Here is a 17,479-nt window from a genome sequence, read left to right as displayed (position 1 = left end):
TTTTAGTGGGTGAAACTATGAAGTCATGGATTAAACGAGCACAGAAATGTTTTCATGTATTACTACTTCGAGATTACTCGTTAACAATAAAAATGCTTGTTTATTCTGGCCATCTTGTCATTATCCCAATGATTGCAGTCGGTTATTTCGCGTATGATCAGTCTACGAAAGTATTAGAAGAAGAAGCACAGCAATACAGTTGGCAAATAATTGAGCAAGTGGCAAAAAACATGGAATATTATTTTTTAGATTTTGATATTTCCCTGTTGCGTATTTTGAATCATCCTGATATGAATACATTTTTGGCGATGGAAGACCCAGAAGAAATTAAGCAAAGTGGGATTAGAAGGTCTGTACAGCAGGTTCTCTATCAAGCTGCTTACTCACGCCGAGATATTACAGGGATTACCGTTATTTTAGACGATCTCCAAGTGATTGATACGATGGGTATAAAAACATATACATCAGCGGAGAGTTTAACAAATGAATATTGGTATAAAGATGTTCCTCGTAACGGAGACTCGATGATGATTAGTCGATTTGTTCAGTATCAAGACAGAAAAGAACCAGTTATATCGATAGTTAAAAGATTACATAGTCCGAGAACACTGAAGCCTATTGGAATGATTATTACTGATGTTAACTTTAATCGGATTAGTGAAATAACAGCAATGGTCACAATGGGTGAAACGGGGTATATGAGCATATTAGATTCTCAAGGGCATTATGTGTATCATCCAGATGTTCGCGCTCTCGGAGTAAAAGCTGCCTTTGAACCATTAAAAACTATTTTAGAAACAGAAAATGGTTCTTTTGTGGTGGAGGGTGAACGAAGAAAACTTTTAACGTATCGGTATTCAGCTAGTTTGGGATGGACAATGCTCACTTTAGTGCCATACAATGAGCTTACACAAGGAAGTCATGTTATTCGTCGGACGATATTTATTGTGACGATAATAACTCTAGTGATTGCCTATATAATTGGCATTGGGTTCGCATCAAGTATTATTCGTCCGATTAAACGATTACAACGACATATGAAAAAGGTTGAATCAGGCGAGTTTAATGAGATGCTTGACGTTGAATCAAAGGACGAAATTGGTTCCTTATACTTAGGCTTTAATAGAATGGTATTTCGCTTGAAGCAACTGTTAGATGAAATTTATCATACAAAATTAAAAGAAACAGAAATGAATCTACGTCAAAAAGAAATCGAGCTACATGTTCTCCAAGCTCAAGTGAATCCGCATTTTTTATATAATTCTTTAGAAACAATTAGAGGGATGGCTCTTGAAAAAGACATGGATGACATCGCCTCAATGAGCTCAGCTTTATCAAGGCTATTACGATATAATCTGAAGAAATCGGCACAAATGATTCCAATTAAAGAAGAGTTTGAAGTGTGTAAGCTTTACCTTCAAATACAAAAATACCGATTTGAAGATCGTTTAGACTATGAAATCAATATTCCGGAATGGGCATTGGAGCAAAGAATACCGAAATTTTCTTTACAACCAATTATTGAAAATTGTGTTCATCATGGGGTCGATCCGAGTATTGAGACAACACTAATTCGGATAAGTATCTACATAGAAAGTGAAGGAGAAGATAATTTTATTATTGAGATTGAAGATAATGGGCCTGGAATACCTATTCAACGTCTTCAAGAGATTCGTTATAATTTGAAGTATAAAGATATTACACAAGGTGGATCACAAATCGGGGTGGTGAATGTACACCGGCGTATTGAACACTTGTGCGGGAGTGATTATGGGCTTACGATAAATAGCGAGAAATTAGAAGGAACTAGGGTAATGATTCTCCTTCCGCTTCAACAAGTAGTAATATAAAGGAGGCTTCTATGTATTCGGTAGTAATCGCAGATGATGAAAGATGGGTCAGGGCTTCACTTAAGAAAATTGTTGAGCGAACCGATTTACCATTTGAAGTCGTATTTGAAGCTTCTCATGGATTGGAAGCGTTAGACTATATAAAGGATCATCAAGTTGATCTTGTAATCACAGATATTCATATGCCAGTAATGGATGGTTTGCAGTTAGCGCGTTCACTTCATGAACACAAATACAAAATTGATATAATTATTGTTAGTGGACATGATGAATTTCAATATGCCCAACAGGCGGTAAAACTAGGGGTGAGAGACTATTTACTTAAACCCGTCATGGTTGAAGATATGCATGCTTGTTTAGAGAAAATGAAGGAGGTACTTCGTTTTAAGGAAGACCAAGTAAAACAGAAAATTCAGCTCGCTCCCAAAGTGGTGATTCCGATAGAAGAACGTTCTACAATTGAACATGTAATGGCGTATATCCATGAGAAAATGCCTAGAGAGGTGTCTCTTCAAGAGACTGCTTCGGCTGTCCATCTCAACCCCAGCTATTTAAGTCAATTGTTTAAAGAGCAAAAGAAAATGAAATTTGTAGACTATGTGATGCAACTTCGCATGGAGGAAGCCAAAAAGCTATTAAAGTCAACGTCCCTGAGAATTTCCGAAATTGCTGAGCGAATAGGCTATAACGATATCGCTTATTTTAGTAATACCTTTAAACGACTTTGTAACAAAACCCCTTCCGAATTTCGAAAAGAATCAAAGTAAAACGCAGACCATACAAAAGTGATAATATAACAGAAACTTCTGCGTTTAAATTCACTTGCAAGGAAGCTCCATAAAGTGATATAATTTCTATTGTCTGATGTATAAGTCGACACTAATTAGGGGCATTAGCTCAGCTGGGAGAGCGCTTCGCTGGCAGCGAAGAGGTCAGCGGTTCGATCCCGCTATGCTCCATAAAAAAACAATTTATTTCTGGCTTAACCAGAAATGAATTGTTTTTTTATGGTTAGGCAAATCAGCAAAAAGGATTCTGTTTCCGCTAAATGGAAAAAAAGCTTTCCAAAAAAGGCGAAAGGGATTCTGTTTCCGTTAAAAGTACAAAATCAATCGAATAAGAGGGTAAAAAAGACAAATAACGGAACGAGGAACCAAAACAAAGCTTCAAACGAGGGGTTTGTAGAGAATAGCGGAATGAAGAACCACCAGATCAACCAAACGGATTCTGGTTCCTCTATTTTATGATTAGCCGTAACTAAGTTTATACGTTCGTGCTCGTTCTTTGCCACTTGCAACAACAAGTATCTGTTGTTCTACTAGTCTATGTAAGATTTTGCGAGCGTGGCGGTCACTGATCCTAAGGTGTTTTGCAAGTTCAAGTGGAGTAATTGGTCGAAGCATTCGACGGCAAAAGCGTACAACCTCTGCTTCTAACCAAGATAAATGCGAAGGTGCTTTCGTTGAAATAAATTTGCCGATAAAAGAGAGGATGAGCTGTTGACATTGTTTGGGTTCGTCCTTTATGGATAAGTAAGCAATAGGTAAAAAGGTCCAACCGTCTAAAGCCAATAAGGAATGCCGCCAGCATAAGTCTTTAAATCTTTTGACATCTAGATCTCTGGCATGGGGTCCGTATCCTTGAATCTCTATTCCTCCTTTAGTACCTCCAGGCATATAGGCAAGATCGAGGTAACGGTATCCATTGTTGAAATCGCGCACTTCCCATTCTGGATATAGATGCTTAAAATTGCCTATTGTTGGATACCATATCAGACGAAGGAATTCAACGGTTCCATGTCCCAGTCCTTTCTTCAATATTTCTCGTCTTCTGTGATTTTTCTCTTCGGAAATATTCTTTTGAAGCCAGACGTTCAACGCTTGCTCAAATGGTTGCATGGCAAGCACATCCTTTCTATATATATTTAAATAATAAAAGTAATGGATTTATAACGTTTCTGAAGTGGAAAGTGAGGTCAATTACAACATGGTAGGAGAGAAGGGATAATCTATTAGTGCTATTAGGTATTTGTATAGTAACTTACGTATGGATAATTAGCAATAAAAATTTTAACGTGCAAACGGTTGTTTCTCCACTAATGCCTTTTTATTAAATCGGGTAGTGCAAGTAACCATCGCGGGAAAGGGCACTATGGCAGCGTAGAGGTCAGCAGTTTGATCCGTTATGCTCCATCATACATAATGTGTATAAATGAGGCGGTTTTTATGTGTTATTTAAAATCCTTAAGTATTGTGGTATTGCCTATGAAATCAACGGACGAATCCCATTTCTTCATATTTGTCAAAGAGTCGTTATTTTTAGAATTTGCTTAACTTGACTTGTTGTAATTTGGGCTTAGGAAATATTCCACCGTTTAAAAATCCCTTCTTGGGTAAAAAAACAGATGGGAAAACCTAAGACTTTCGATCTTTTACTCAATTACTTTTCATCGAATTTACAATTAAGCTATGTTTTCTATTAGTATTGATAATAACAGAGGGGATGTGTCATAAGGTTAAAGCCGCTTTTATGACACATCCCTTTGAAAATGGTTAATGGAGTTTTTAATTCATCCTTAATTAGTTATATTATTTGATAGATAATGTAATAATCAGTGACATATGGGTATTTACCAGAAAAGTTCGATAATACCTAAAATAGTGTTCTTAAGGATTTCTCGTTCAAAATGAAATTGCCCTGCACAATGAGGTTCAATTGATTGAACCTAGGTGTTTGATCTTAACATTTTTAAAGTTCGCTTTGCCACCCTCAGAGAAGAGGGTCATTCCTTTATCATCAGATTCCGGGAATATTAAACTTGAATAAGCGATCTTTCCATCATCCACAAAGACTTCAATACTTGTTTTATCAACGAGGATCTTCAAGTGAACATGTTGCTTACTAGCATCAAATGGTGCAATACTTTCAACAAATTGATTACTTTTGTCAGGGTGTTCTATAAAAGCTCGATTGACATAAGAGTATTGTTCTTCTGCAAAAATTCCTACGTCAACGTGGCGTGTTTGATCTGCTGATTCTCGAAGCCTTACGCCTACATTATTGAGCTCTGACCAAGAGATATCCATCTCTAATTGGTATACATCACCTGTTACATCAAGTGTTTCGGAACCGTTCACTTCGATGTGTTCATAAGAATCTGTTGAATTTGTCAATTCATTCAATGCTTCAATTGGTTGTGAGACTAAATGATACATATTGTCGCCTTCATGCTTTAGTTCAATTTGACGAACAATGGAATCCATCCCGTTAAAATCTTCTTGTAGTGTCGGGGTATTATGGACATAATCCCAATTATTCATCCAAGCGAGAGCATATCGTTTGTTGTATTTATCGCTGTCTGTTCCATCTTCAAACGTTACTCCGCCATACCAATCGAAGCCATGATCTAACCATTGCGGTTCATTGTGATCTGGGAAGAATTCCATTCCATCAAAGTTTCCAGTCCAATAGGCATAAGTGTTCGGTTTACCAATTGATTTCCCATTTGCGCTGACACCTAGTACCCATTTTAATGTCCCGTCATCTGCACGCATCAAATAAAGATCCGGGCACTCCACAAGCCCAATGTTTTCCGTAATGAAACTACTCGTATAATGCCAATCTTTCAAGTTGTGAGACTCATAAAAACCTATTTTCGTTCCTTCTGCCATGCCCATTACCCATTTATGATTATGGTCATCCCAGATGATTTTTGGATCTCTAAAATCATTTGTACCTGGATTTGGCATGATAGGATCGTCACTGTAAGAGGTGAACGTTTTTCCATTGTCAGTACTGTACCATAGAAATTGTTCCTGTTTGCCTTCATCCATAGAGGGTTGTGTCACAATAGCCACAAGAGCGTCTTTTCCAAAGCCAGCTGTATTTTCCTCGTCCACAACGACTGATCCCGACCATGGATCCCCATTTTCATTTGTATATTTCGGAATGGCTATCCCTTCATCATTCCAGTGCACCAAATCCTCTGATGTTGCCTGTCGCCATTCAGTTCCGTTTCCATTCGGGTAATCGGCATTATAGAGGTAAAAGTAATGATACTTTCCGTCAAGATAAATTGGTTTTTGGGGATCATTTTTCCATTTGTCAGGCGTCGTGAAATGGTAGTTAGCTCGATACGATGGCTCTTCATACTCCACTGTTGTTGATTCCTGAGACTTATTTATATGAGGAACCTCTGTTGGTTCCCTCGATTTAGAGACTAGAAGGACCAATAATCCGATAATAATAATTATAAATAATCCAAGTATTAATAAACCCAACACTTTATATCCTTTCTTATTAAAAACTATTTTGTCCAAGTAGACTCACCACACTTTTAATTTTTCCTATATTTGTTCAAAAATAAAGTACACTTCCTTTATTATAGAAAAAAGAAAATGCCAATTGAACTGACATTTTCTTCTTTTTATATTACTCGGTAAAATAGCGGATAAACATTAGATTATTTGTTATTCGTTATTTGACCTTGTTCAAGAATACCATCTTCTACCACGGATGTTTTTGGCCCTTTAATGTTAAGTAAAAAGCTTGGCGCAAAGGTAGATTTATGGTCTTCAAAATAACCTCTATTTGTCATGTAACTTGTTACAACTACATTATCACTTTCCGGTTGCGGGATAGCATAGTGAGCGTATGTCCAAGTAATATCATAAGGATCAAGATCTTGGTGTAAGACAATTCCAGTTTCATTTAAAGGTTTGTATGGTCCAGTTAAGGAATTTGCCACATAACCTAACATGTAAATATCTTCATCATCAATTCCATCAATGGTCATTTTTGATCCTCTTGCACTTGTGAATAAATACCATTTCCCATTCTTTTCAAATATGTTCGGACGTTCAATTTCATCCGTTACTGTATTCGATACAATCAACGGTTTCATTTCATTTTTCAATGTGTAGTCATCATTTATTTCAATGATACCTAGGGCACCGTTTGCTAAAGCAGCTAGATCCTTTTTAGGGCTTTGCAATAGTTTATTTTTTTCATCTTGGAAGAATTTATAGCTTTTGCCATAGTAAGCTCTATTATATAGCGATTCCTCTCCTTGATAACCATATTCGGTCCCAGTATTCGCCTCGAAAACAAGGTATTTACGACCATCTTCTTCAATGTAATGAGGATCTCTGAAGGTATGATTATCAGCGAAATTTCCCTCGCTAGAAAATTTATCAACTGTTTGATAGATCGTGCTGTCCCCACCTTCATAGATGGATTTGTAATCTTCTACGCCATCCACTTGTAGTGTATTAGCATCTGGCTCGGATAGATTGACTTGAGCTGTTGTTAAGGTTTGTTTGCCGTAATGCCCAGACTCTGCTATCCAAGGTTCGCGGTTTGTATAGAATAAGCGAACTTCGCCATCAGAAGTGAAAGTTGCAGAACCAGACCACTCTTCTGCTTGATGTTTTAAATAAGGATCATTTGGCACGTATTTATCACTATCATCAAATACTCTACCAGCATTTTTCCAAGCATTAATGGATGTTTCGCCTACTTTTTTGTAGAACAAGTAAATAAATGTGTCACTACCATTTTTAGGGTCACCAGCTAATCCAAAAACGATATGATAGCCATTATATTCTGCCACTGTTCCATCAGCGTTTTGTAATGGCCACGTATCCCACACGTCTATATCGATTAAGTTACCTGATTCATCATACTTTTTTGCTGAGGGAATATTTTTAATTGTTGATGCATCGAACTTCGGCACTGTAAATCTTGCATCGCCATGTTGATCAATCATTTTGTGCATGTCTGAACGAGTGATTTGTGAAACGCCATACGTTTCATTGTGATCCAATGTGTCCTTTTCTTTCGCAAACGTTTGTGATGCACTACCTCCTAATAAAATAGCTGCACTAAGCGTTACTACTGTTGCTTGTTTGACAAGCTTGTTAACGTTCATAATCTGCCTCCTATAATGTATTGTTGTAGATGAATAGACAAGCGTATTAGTACTGTTACTTTTGGGTATTTACTAGAAAACTAGTAACAGTTCCACCATGTTTCATCTACAAGTAAAATTATAGGTTAGTCTTGGTTCCATGGATATGGTATAGATTGATTGGAATTTAGTCTTACATTGATATTATGAGTTTTCGATAGGTCAAAAGGTGAAAAAATGCCCCCACAAGGAGACAAAAAGTATACATATTTATATAGGTAGTAAAAAACTGAAATAAGTCTAGTCCAGTTTTCTGGACTGATTCTCTCTTTCTATGAAATTATGAGTTGGCGAGGGGATGTTCGATGACTTAGAAGAGTTTTCAATGACAGAAGGGAGAACTTTAGGTGATAGAATTTACTTACTCGAAGCCTTCTCCCAAGACTTCTGAAACTCTTGTAGCAATTGATCGTGAGTAAGTTGTTTTCCCACATACAATTGCATGGCAAAACCGAATTCTTCTTGTACTCCTACGGGAAAATTAAACCAGTTAGTATTCAATGTTTTTCTCTCTTTATAGTACCTGATCGTTTCATCCGCGAGTGGTCCTAAACTATCAGCCTCGATGTTGTCAAACGCAGGAATAAATTTGAACTGTTTCGTTATAAATGCTTTGCCTTGTTCTGAGGAAACCATCCAGTTTAAAAATTTCTTCGCTTCTTTTTTCTTCTCTGGTGTGGTTTGTTTGTTTACAACCCAATAATTAGGGACGCTCACTACCAAGGCATTATTCATAGGTTCGTCATTAATGGGGATGGGTAGAAGACCAATGTTCATACTGGGTGATAATTGATCAATCATCGGCTGAATCCAATTACCCTGTTGAATCATCGCTGCATTTCCCGTGGCAAACAATTTCACTTCCGTATTGTAATCCGTTTTGAGTGGATTGTCGTTTCCATATTTTATTGTTACATCCAACACATTGATTATGTCTTTGAACTTTTGATTGCTGTCGATTTTTTCGGTGCCGTCATTTAGGCCTTTTATAAAAGCAGTGGGGTCTTCTTGTTGTGCAAAAGCGACGTTCAGTAGATGGTCACCCAATTTCCACTCTTCATAATATCCGATTGCGAAAGGAGTAATGTTTGCTTTTTGCAACTTTTCTGCCACTTCTATTAATTCAGTCAACGTTTTCGGTAACGTATCAATGCCCGCCTTATTAAATAAATCCTTATTATAGACGAATCCATAACCTTCCAGGTTAATAGGCATTCCATATATTTGTCCATCGAATTTCATTGGTAATAATGCATCTTCAAATGCGTGTTCAACCCATGGTTGGTCTGTTAAGACCTCCAAATATTCACGCCATAACTTGGCATTCTCATATCCACTGTTAGTGAAAATATCAGGTCCATTACCTGCAGCAATCTGGGCTTTCAGATCGGCAAGGTCATCAGTAGCTCCACCTACGGTATTAATCTGAATATCCACGGTTGGATTTTCCTTTTCATAAGCGATTACCATTTGTTCGAACTGCGTGGAAATTTCAATTTTCGGGTTACGTACGATCAACGTGATTTTTTGCTCTGCCTTTTCTGTATCTTCTGTCACCGTCTCGGTCTTTGTTTGACATGCTGAAAGAGACAGGCTTAGTGCTCCGATCAAAATTATATGTACTAGCTCTTTTTTCATCGCTTCACCTCGGTAACTTTGAATGATATAAATTAGGGCAGAAAAGCCTATCTATTATCTACTGCCGATTATTTGTGGCTTTTTCTCACAGTTTCTGTATTCAAAAGGGGTTAGCCCAACTACCTTTTTGAATAGCTTTGAGAAGTACTTTTCATCCTGATAGCCGAGCATTAAGGAGATAGAATAAATACATTCGTCAGTTTCAATTAACCGATGTTTTGCCTGGTCAATCCTTAGCTTCATGATATATTTCGAGAGGGTCATACCAGTTTCTTGTTTGAACTTTCTTGAGATATGTTCACGACTTAAGAAGAACCGGTTTGAGAGTTTTTCCAAACTCAATTCTTCCATGAAGTACATGTCTACATAGGAAACAATGTCCTGCATACGGCGTGCATCATCCAAATTATTCAAACGGTGGATGGCCCTAAAGTTTTGATCTACCGCTGCTTTTTGCAATGACTTAAACGATATTGGGAGATCTTCTAATGATTTCACAGGGTCCCCGTTAACAATCCGCACAGGGATATCAAATTGATGACTGATCCATTTCTCAACCGATAACCATTGATGTTGTATACAAATGACAAGACAAAGACTATGATCATTCTGAAGCGCAAATGCGTTTCCCCATTCCTGCTCAACTAGCTTATCAGCTAGTAACTGAATATAAGGATCAGAATGGTGCATGTGGTAAAAGGAAATGAGTGTAAGATCGTATGCAACCGTTTGGGGAAGACATGAAGCAATATCGTTCGTATCAAAGGGTTCTCCGATATACGCATTGGTCACTGCCTGGTTCATCTGTAGCCTTTTGACACCCTCGTAAGTGCCTGTCTCTTTGTAGTGACGATCCTCTTCTTCATTTGTCCAGGCTTTAACAGATTGCTCTAATGTTTTATTAAATGCATCCGCTTCAATCGGTTTCAATAAATAATCGAAGCTACCGCACTGAATGGCTTTACGCATATACGAATAGTCGTCAAACCCCGTGATTAAGATTACTTTGCCGGGATAAGAAATAGTATGTAACCACTCGATTATTTCAATACCGCTCATTCCAGGCATTTTTACGTCTGTAAAGATGATCTCTGGAGTGTCCCTTTCTATGATTCTTTTTGCCTCTTCTCCATTTTTTGCTTCTAAGATATCGGTAATACCGTATTTCTCCCACTGTCCCAAATGCCTTATGACATCACGTACATTCAATTCATCATCTACAATTAAAGTCTTCATCCAGTCTTCATTCTCCTTTTATGATATGAATAGAAGTTTTCATTTACACAAATGAACATAGGTAGTCTTTTAAATCAAACAAACTAATCATTAGCAACCTTTGAGTCTAAGGGAATAGAGATACGAACCAAAAAACCTTGTCCCTGATTCGTATTTAGTACTAAACCAGCACCACGTCCATAATTTAGAACTAACCGGTCATGAATATTTTTTAAACCGATATGATCGTGTGCATATGTTTCTTCATAAGAAGTCGAATAGATATTTTCTCTTAATGTATTTAGCTCTGAGGGGGTCATACTTGAACCATCATTTTCTACAACAAGCTGTAAAGACTCTCCTTGTATATTTCCATGAATTCGCAAATAGGCGTCATAGAAACCTTTTTCATAACAGTGATTAAAAAAGTTTTCAACGAGCGGCTGAAGAATCATACTTGGAATTGTCATATCGAGAATCGTCTCGTTTATTTTAATAGAATGATTTATATTGTTTCCAAAACGCTCCATTTGAAGGGATAAGTAGGTTTTTATATAATCCATTTCATCTCGAACCGAGACCCAATGATCTGCTCGAATGGAGTACCGCATCATTTTTGATAAGGACGTCACCAATTGGTAGATTTGTGGTGAATTAGATCGTAGGGCAACGGCACCTATGGATTGTAATGCATTAAACAAGAAGTGAGGATTAACCTGAGCTTTTAGCGCTCGGAATTGATTTTCCTTATTTTCTATTTCCAGTTTATATTCACGTTCAATGTGATGGTTGATTCGGTTCATCATTTCCTTCATATGTTTTTCCAGATGACCAATTTCGTCTTCTCTGTCGTCAACAAAGGGGACATGCTTAAGACCACCTTCAATTGTACGTACTTTCTTGCTAAGCAGTTTAATTGGTCGAGTAATTCTGTATGAAATAATACCAATCATGACTAATCCTAGAGAACCGACTCCTATCCCAACAAATATGTTTGTATAAGCGGTATGCCTGACATCATTAAATAAAACTTGGCTAGGGGTGATCTTAACTAATTTCCATCGATTTAGTGGTCCTGATAACGTTTTGGATACAATAATATCTTCAGCTGTATTAACACCTGCCCCGTTAATCGTCCTGCGTAAGTCACGAGTCATGCGCTTACCAACAAGGGCTGGATCTCTTGCATACATGATACGATTATTTGAATCAATTAGTAAGACGGATTCTTCATCGTTCTGAAGAAGACTGTTACATATACGAGCATAGGCATCCAAATCGATATCGATGGAAATGATTCCAAGGAATTTATTTGAAGGCACCTCCATTATTTTATGGTGAATAGTCAGTACGACTGTGTTGTCAGACTGGGGTACAATTGCAGCATTATTATAATTCTCAAGCTGATGGGGCGGCTCAATTATATACGTTAAGTTGGAACTATAAAGTTTCTTAATCAAATCCTGCTTCATGAAGTCTGGTTGGGGTTTCCGAGCACTGATCATCGCATTATAAACAGTAAACGACTCTTTATCCTTATCGAGGTAAAAGCGAACCTGGCGAATTTCGTTTCGCATCAGATAAAAGGTTTCTATGCTTTTTTCCATTGCAATTGGGTTGAAATAAATCGAATTTTCAAATCCATCAGTAAAAATTTGGAATAAATCAGGGTTCTGATATAAAATATACGGAAGATTGATCATATCATCAAAGTATTGCTCAAGTTCTTCCGACAATTGTTCCATTTGATCGTGACTGATTTCGAGCTCGTGCTGTTCTGCATTATTCTTCGTATAGTTATAAATAAATAAAACAGATAAAAAATACGGTAAGATGATAAAGATAAGAAGCATAACAAATAAGCGACTTTGAATGCTTTTCATGTAAAGATGCTCCTCTCGTTCATGGGGTCCAAATGAACATGCTTTTTTTATGAAAGAGAAATAGAATTATGGATGACTATAATGAACCACCATTAAAGGGAAGGAGTTCTAACCCTATCATTCTTCTATTTAAATCTAATTCTTTTCGAATAAGTAAGTCAACATCGACCGGATTGCTCAAATAAAGGGATAGGACTGTCTGAGTTTTCTATTATAGTGCGGTTTGGTTACGCTTACTGTAGTGAATATAGCGACTAAAATGAATGGGTAAAATGAGTCTTAGGAACTAGCAAATAATCGATTAGATTGATTTATTTCCCTTAAGGTCATTTAAGAAGTCGCAAAATCGATCACTAATTTTTATATGAAAGTATCTAGAAATAACTATTACTTTTTTTGGGAGTAGTTTGATATACTTGTTGTAAGCGCTTACTCAGATTTGGTAGTTTTACTACAAAATGGGGAATTATATGAGGATACTTGTAAAAAAACTAAATGACGTAAAAATTAGAAATAAATTAATCATTTCCTTTATTATTGTTGTCATTGTTCCTGTTCTAATCGTCGGTGTCTTCTTAACGAATCAATTACGTGAAATGGCATTAAACAATGCACATGAGCAGATTACGATTGACATGGATAGAATTAAAAAGCGAACAGCAGAAGTGTTAATCCCACCTATTTATGTATCAAATCATGCTCTCGTGGATCAACGCTTGAAAGAGTTAGTTACCGCGCATTATCAGTCGACGTACGAAGTGGTCGATGCTTATACTCATTATTCAGACTTCAGAAATCATATCCGCTTTTATCCGGAAATTACAAATATCCGTTTTTATTACAACAATTCAACGATGTTAAACAATTGGACGTTTATTCCAAACTCAGTGCAAGTTGAACGTTCCCCGTGGTATAAAGGAGCAACTGAAGGGAAAGGATTAATCGGATGGTACTATATTGAAGATGAAACGACAAAGCTTAAAAACTTGAGCTTGGTTCGTGCAATAAATTATGTTAGCTACAAGTCGACAGGAATGCTTGTCATTGATGTTAATACGGAACAGTTAAATCGGATTCTATCACAAGAAATGACGCCAACGATGATAGTAGATGCACAGAATCATATTGTTGCTGCCAAAAATAGAGACCATATTGGGTTAACGTTAACAGAAGTCGAGTTTCCTGAAAATGTAATTAATGGTGAAGTGGGCATATTTGAAGCACCGATTTTTAATGAACCGTCTCAAATAATGGTTGATAAACTAATTGTTGAAAATAGTATGAATGAGCTTAGGATTATTTCAGTTATTTCCAATACATCGATTAATAAAGATGCAAATCATATTAGTCTGCTTGGCATGGTCATCGTTTCTCTAGGGTTAATCGTGGCACTTTTACTTATCTATGGGTTCTCTCACCTACTTTCAAAAAGGCTTTCCACTTTACGAACTCAAATGGATGTTGTGGCGCAAGGGAATTTGCAGCCGAATCAAGTCATTGGAGGAAATGATGAAATTGGTCAGCTATCTAGGAAATTTCATGATATGACCGTAAGTATTAAAAATCTTTTACAAGAGGTTGAAGATAAAAATAACGAAAAGAGAAAGCTTGAAAAACGCCAAAGTGAGATTAAATTAAAAATGCTGGCGAGTCAAATTAATCCCCATTTCTTGTTTAATACGTTAGAAACGATTCGAATGAAGGCTCATATGAGGGGGGAAGCGGATATTTCTCATATCGTGAAACTACTTGGCAAACTGTTAAGAAGAAGTTTAGAGGTAGGCGGTGAGATGATCACGCTAAAAAAAGAAATAGAGATGGCCAGGTCCTATTTAGAGATACAAAATTTCCGCTTTGAGCATCGTTTACTTTATGAGATACAACTAGACCCAGTGGTTGAAGATGTCCAGATTCCGCCTCTCGTCATTCAACCATTAGTTGAAAATGCGGTTATTCACGGATTAGGAAGAGAATCAAAGGGAGGAAAAGTAACGATCCAAACCTCAATAGATGGAAATCGTTTACTTGTAATAGTAAGTGATAATGGTATTGGCATGACTGAGGAAAAGAGAGTAACGGTTTTAGAGGCATTGAATACTAAAAATGAGGTAGGAGAACTTCGAATTGGCATTCGTAATGTCCACCAACGTTTGATTATGATTTTTGGTCTCGAAAGTGGTTTACACATTCAAAGTGAATACGGAAAGGGAACATTAGTATCTTTTTATCTACCATTACCAAGCGAGGAGGAATTTGATGTATAAGGTGCTCATTGTTGATGATGAACGAATTGTACGTGAAGGCTTGAGGACGTTAATCCCTTGGGAACAATACGGCTATGAAGTGATAGGTGTAGCCAACGATGGAAATCATGCATTTGAGCAGTATCATCAGTTATACCCGGACCTTATTATTTCTGATATTCAAATGACAGAAATGGATGGTCTTGACTTTATTAAAAAGCTTAGAGATAAGAAGGAAAATGTGCAATGTCTTATTCTTAGTGGTTATGCAGATTTTGAGTACGCAAAAAAAGCAATGAACAGCCAAGTTGCTGGATATATGCTTAAACCAGTTGATGAAGATGAACTCATTCAACATCTCAAAACGATTAAAGAAAGACTAGATAAAGAAGAGGAACGGAAGCAGTTAGAAATGAAGGATGGAAAACGACAAAGAGAACAGTTTCTATTGTCTCTGTTGCTACAACAAAAGTTTGACAATTTAGATAGAAAAGCATCAAACTATCAGTTAAATTGGAATCAATACCAAGTGATGTGTGTTCAATTAAAAAAAGACATGAACACTCATTGCATTACAACAGTTATGAATGAAATCAAAGCTGCCACACGAAATCAGCAAGGGCTCGTAATAAATCACGATGGTCTACTTATTGTTATCGATCGACGTGCGGTTCCTTTCAAGGATTTGGAACAAGTTATGCAAGCCTATCAAATTGAATTTACAGCATCACTCGGAAGTATGGTGTATCATCTTGCCGAGATTGCCAACTCCTATCAGGAAGCCTTGATCCTAATTGAACGCAAATTCTTTTTTAAAGTAGGGAACTATCTACGAAATGGGACTGAACTCATTCAACAAAGTGAAGAGAATTTTCCTGCTAATATTTCGCTCATCGATAAATTATTTTTTGCTGTAGATACGGGCCGAAAAGAACAACTTTACACATATGTTGATTTTCTTTTACAGAGTAGAGACGAACACTTTTATTCAGAAAATGAAGTAAAAAGGCAGTTTGGTCATGTCGTAACGTGTGTGCTTACAAAGTTAATAAACTCCTATTCTGATAGGCAAGGTTACTTTTTAAAGAAATCGGAGCAAGTTCTAGATTTATATAACCAGCCAACCGTTACCGACCTTCTTTCGTTTGTGAAGAGATTACTAGTGGAAATTATTGATGAAATTGCGGATGACCATTCCGAGAATCAGTTAAGGAAGTTGAAAGAATTTATTGATACTAGGTATGCCGAGAATTTAAAGCTTGAAACGTTAGCCGAATTGTTTAACTATAATCGTGCCTATTTAGGAAAATTATTTAAAAGTTATACTGGAGAAAGCTTTAATACGTATCTGGATAAAATTAGGATAGAACAAGCAAAAAAACTGCTATTAACAGGGTTAAAAGTTTACAAGATAGCAGAGGAGGTTGGCTACAATAATGTGGACTACTTTCACAGCAAATTTAAAAAATATGTTGGATGTTCACCATCGAACTATAAACGGGAACAACTGAAAAAAACTAGTTAGGTCATGTTAATTCACTAACTTTGGGTGCTTAAGAGGTAAACTTACCTTTTAAGCACCTTTTTTATATAAAACCTTTTACTATCAGTGGTGTGAACGGTTACATAGTTAAAAAAGTATATGATTTTCGTTGAAATCTTTCAGGTATTTAACGTGGCTAGGATTAGATAAGATAGAAGTGTAAAGAGGAGGGATTTAAATGGAATTGACGCCAAAGAAAGCGCATTCAGAGATTGTCGGTAGAAAAAAAAGAAGCTTTTGGCAAACTGCCAAAAATCAAAAGTGGCTCTACCTAATGTCCGTTCCTTTTGTTATTTGGGTTCTCATCTTTAACTATCTCCCGTTGTGGGGATGGACAATGGCCTTTCAAGACTTTCGCCCAGGAAGAGCATTTTCTGAACAAGAGTGGGTAGGGTTCAAGCATTTTGTTAATTTGTTTCGGGATGACCATTTTTATTTAGTATTACGAAATACGATTGTGATGAGTGTCATGCTACTCGTAGTAGGATTTACGGTACCAATCTTTTTTGCCGTATTGTTAAACGAAATCAAAGATTCGCTTTTTAAGCGTTCAGTTCAGACGATTTCTTATTTGCCTCATTTTGTCTCATGGGTTGTTGTAGCAGGGATCGTAGTCAAAATGCTATCTACTGATGGTGGCGTTGTTAATGATGTGTTAGTTGGTTTGAATATTATTGACTCCCCAGTTCAGTTTATGGCCAAAGAAAAACTATTTTGGTGGATAGTCACTTTTGCTGACGTTTGGAAGGAAATGGGTTGGAACTCAATAATCTTTTTAGCGGCAATGGCAGGAATTGACCCCCAGCTCTATGAAGCAGCGAGGGTCGATGGGGCAGGAAGGTGGCGAAGAATTTGGCATATTACGTTACCTGGAATTCGCCCAACGATTATGGTTATTTTGATTTTATCGATTGGCAACATGATTAGTATCGGCTTTGAGAGACAACTTCTATTAGGAAATTCGATGGTCCGCGAATATTCAGAAGTATTAGAGCTATATGCCCTTAACTATGGAATTGGCTTAGCTAGGTATTCCTATGGGACAGCGATTGGGATATTTAATTCGGTTGTTAGTATAATCCTACTTTTATTAGCAAATGGGATATTTAAACGCTTAACGAAAACAAGTGTAATGTGAT

11 protein-coding genes and 1 tRNA gene are annotated in these 17,479 nt (G+C 36.9%); 6 read left to right on the top strand and 6 right to left on the bottom strand.

Translation table 11 applies throughout. The annotated features are described in order from the left end of the window. Window positions 1-17: 17 nt before the first annotated feature. The 3 genes from CEF19_RS06135 to CEF19_RS06125 all read left to right on the top strand — a co-directional run bounded on the left by CEF19_RS06135 (window position 18) and on the right by CEF19_RS06125 (window position 2,809). Window positions 18-1,850: a cache domain-containing sensor histidine kinase gene (locus CEF19_RS06135; protein WP_198510251.1), complete on the top strand. Its 1,833-nt coding sequence runs from the start codon at window positions 18-20 to the stop codon at window positions 1,848-1,850. 11 nt (window positions 1,851-1,861) lie between these two features. Further along, window positions 1,862-2,617, top strand: a complete 756-nt coding sequence (locus CEF19_RS06130) for a response regulator transcription factor (RefSeq protein ID WP_100405268.1) — start codon at window positions 1,862-1,864, stop codon at window positions 2,615-2,617. A gap of 119 nt (window positions 2,618-2,736) precedes the next feature. Next, window positions 2,737-2,809, top strand: a tRNA-Ala gene (locus CEF19_RS06125). A gap of 288 nt (window positions 2,810-3,097) precedes the next feature. On the opposite strand, the gene CEF19_RS06115 is transcribed toward CEF19_RS06125, so the two are convergent. The 6 genes from CEF19_RS06115 to CEF19_RS06090 form a co-directional block, all read right to left on the bottom strand. Then, entirely contained in the window at window positions 3,098-3,748 is a 651-nt protein-coding gene (locus CEF19_RS06115; protein WP_100405266.1) for a transcriptional regulator, read from the bottom strand. An 813-nt stretch (window positions 3,749-4,561) separates the two neighbouring features. Further along, window positions 4,562-6,169 carry a glycoside hydrolase family 32 protein gene (locus CEF19_RS06110; RefSeq protein WP_100405265.1) on the bottom strand — a complete coding sequence of 536 codons (1,608 nt, stop codon included), beginning with the start codon at window positions 6,167-6,169 and terminating at the stop codon, window positions 4,562-4,564. Window positions 6,170-6,312: 143 nt separating this feature from the next. Continuing rightward, window positions 6,313-7,779 carry a glycoside hydrolase family 68 protein gene (locus tag CEF19_RS06105; protein ID WP_100405264.1) on the bottom strand — a complete coding sequence of 489 codons (1,467 nt, stop codon included), beginning with the start codon at window positions 7,777-7,779 and terminating at the stop codon, window positions 6,313-6,315. Window positions 7,780-8,175: 396 nt separating this feature from the next. After that, window positions 8,176-9,456: an ABC transporter substrate-binding protein gene (locus CEF19_RS06100; protein WP_100405263.1), complete on the bottom strand. Its 1,281-nt coding sequence runs from the start codon at window positions 9,454-9,456 to the stop codon at window positions 8,176-8,178. Window positions 9,457-9,510: 54 nt separating this feature from the next. After that, on the bottom strand, window positions 9,511-10,692 hold the full coding sequence (locus CEF19_RS06095) for a response regulator transcription factor (RefSeq protein ID WP_100405262.1): 1,182 nt from the start codon (window positions 10,690-10,692) through the stop codon (window positions 9,511-9,513). An 83-nt stretch (window positions 10,693-10,775) separates the two neighbouring features. After that, window positions 10,776-12,554, bottom strand: coding sequence for a cache domain-containing sensor histidine kinase (locus CEF19_RS06090; protein WP_100405261.1), 1,779 nt, complete (start codon window positions 12,552-12,554; stop codon window positions 10,776-10,778). Window positions 12,555-13,024: 470 nt separating this feature from the next. Here CEF19_RS06090 and CEF19_RS06085 point away from each other — a divergent pair, with 470 nt between their 5' ends. The 3 genes from CEF19_RS06085 (at window position 13,025) to CEF19_RS06075 (ending at window position 17,478) form a co-directional block, all read left to right on the top strand. After that, window positions 13,025-14,818, top strand: coding sequence for a cache domain-containing sensor histidine kinase (locus tag CEF19_RS06085; protein WP_100405260.1), 1,794 nt, complete (start codon window positions 13,025-13,027; stop codon window positions 14,816-14,818). Then, entirely contained in the window at window positions 14,811-16,322 is a 1,512-nt protein-coding gene (locus CEF19_RS06080) for a response regulator (RefSeq protein ID WP_100405259.1), read from the top strand. Before CEF19_RS06085 ends, CEF19_RS06080 begins: the two co-directional genes overlap by 8 nt. 196 nt (window positions 16,323-16,518) lie before the next feature. Then, the gene (locus tag CEF19_RS06075) at window positions 16,519-17,478 is read left to right on the top strand and encodes an ABC transporter permease (RefSeq protein ID WP_100405258.1); all 960 of its coding nucleotides are present in this window, start codon (window positions 16,519-16,521) and stop codon (window positions 17,476-17,478) included. The last annotated feature ends 1 nt before the right edge of the window (window position 17,479 follow it).

The organism is Bacillus solitudinis (assembly GCF_002797395.1).
Taxonomy (GTDB): Bacteria; Bacillota; Bacilli; order Bacillales; family Bacillaceae_D; genus Halalkalibacter_A; species Halalkalibacter_A solitudinis.
The sequence above is the reverse complement of the archived record's forward strand: the minus strand, read 5'-3'. Positions and strand labels throughout refer to the sequence as shown.

What these genes read in the sequence shown, in the direction of transcription:
- CEF19_RS06085 (WP_100405260.1), top strand. Translation starts at nt 13,025, where the DNA reads ATGAGGATACTTGTAAAAAAACTAAATGACGTAAAAATTAGAAATAAA.
- CEF19_RS06075 (WP_100405258.1), top strand. Translation starts at nt 16,519, where the DNA reads ATGGAATTGACGCCAAAGAAAGCGCATTCAGAGATTGTCGGTAGAAAA.
- CEF19_RS06100 (WP_100405263.1), bottom strand. Translation starts at nt 9,456, where the DNA reads ATGAAAAAAGAGCTAGTACATATAATTTTGATCGGAGCACTAAGCCTG.
- CEF19_RS06080 (WP_100405259.1), top strand. Translation starts at nt 14,811, where the DNA reads ATGTATAAGGTGCTCATTGTTGATGATGAACGAATTGTACGTGAAGGC.
- CEF19_RS06105 (WP_100405264.1), bottom strand. Translation starts at nt 7,779, where the DNA reads ATGAACGTTAACAAGCTTGTCAAACAAGCAACAGTAGTAACGCTTAGT.
- CEF19_RS06135 (WP_198510251.1), top strand. Translation starts at nt 18, where the DNA reads ATGAAGTCATGGATTAAACGAGCACAGAAATGTTTTCATGTATTACTA.
- CEF19_RS06095 (WP_100405262.1), bottom strand. Translation starts at nt 10,692, where the DNA reads ATGAAGACTTTAATTGTAGATGATGAATTGAATGTACGTGATGTCATA.
- CEF19_RS06115 (WP_100405266.1), bottom strand. Translation starts at nt 3,748, where the DNA reads ATGCAACCATTTGAGCAAGCGTTGAACGTCTGGCTTCAAAAGAATATT.
- CEF19_RS06130 (WP_100405268.1), top strand. Translation starts at nt 1,862, where the DNA reads ATGTATTCGGTAGTAATCGCAGATGATGAAAGATGGGTCAGGGCTTCA.
- CEF19_RS06090 (WP_100405261.1), bottom strand. Translation starts at nt 12,554, where the DNA reads ATGAAAAGCATTCAAAGTCGCTTATTTGTTATGCTTCTTATCTTTATC.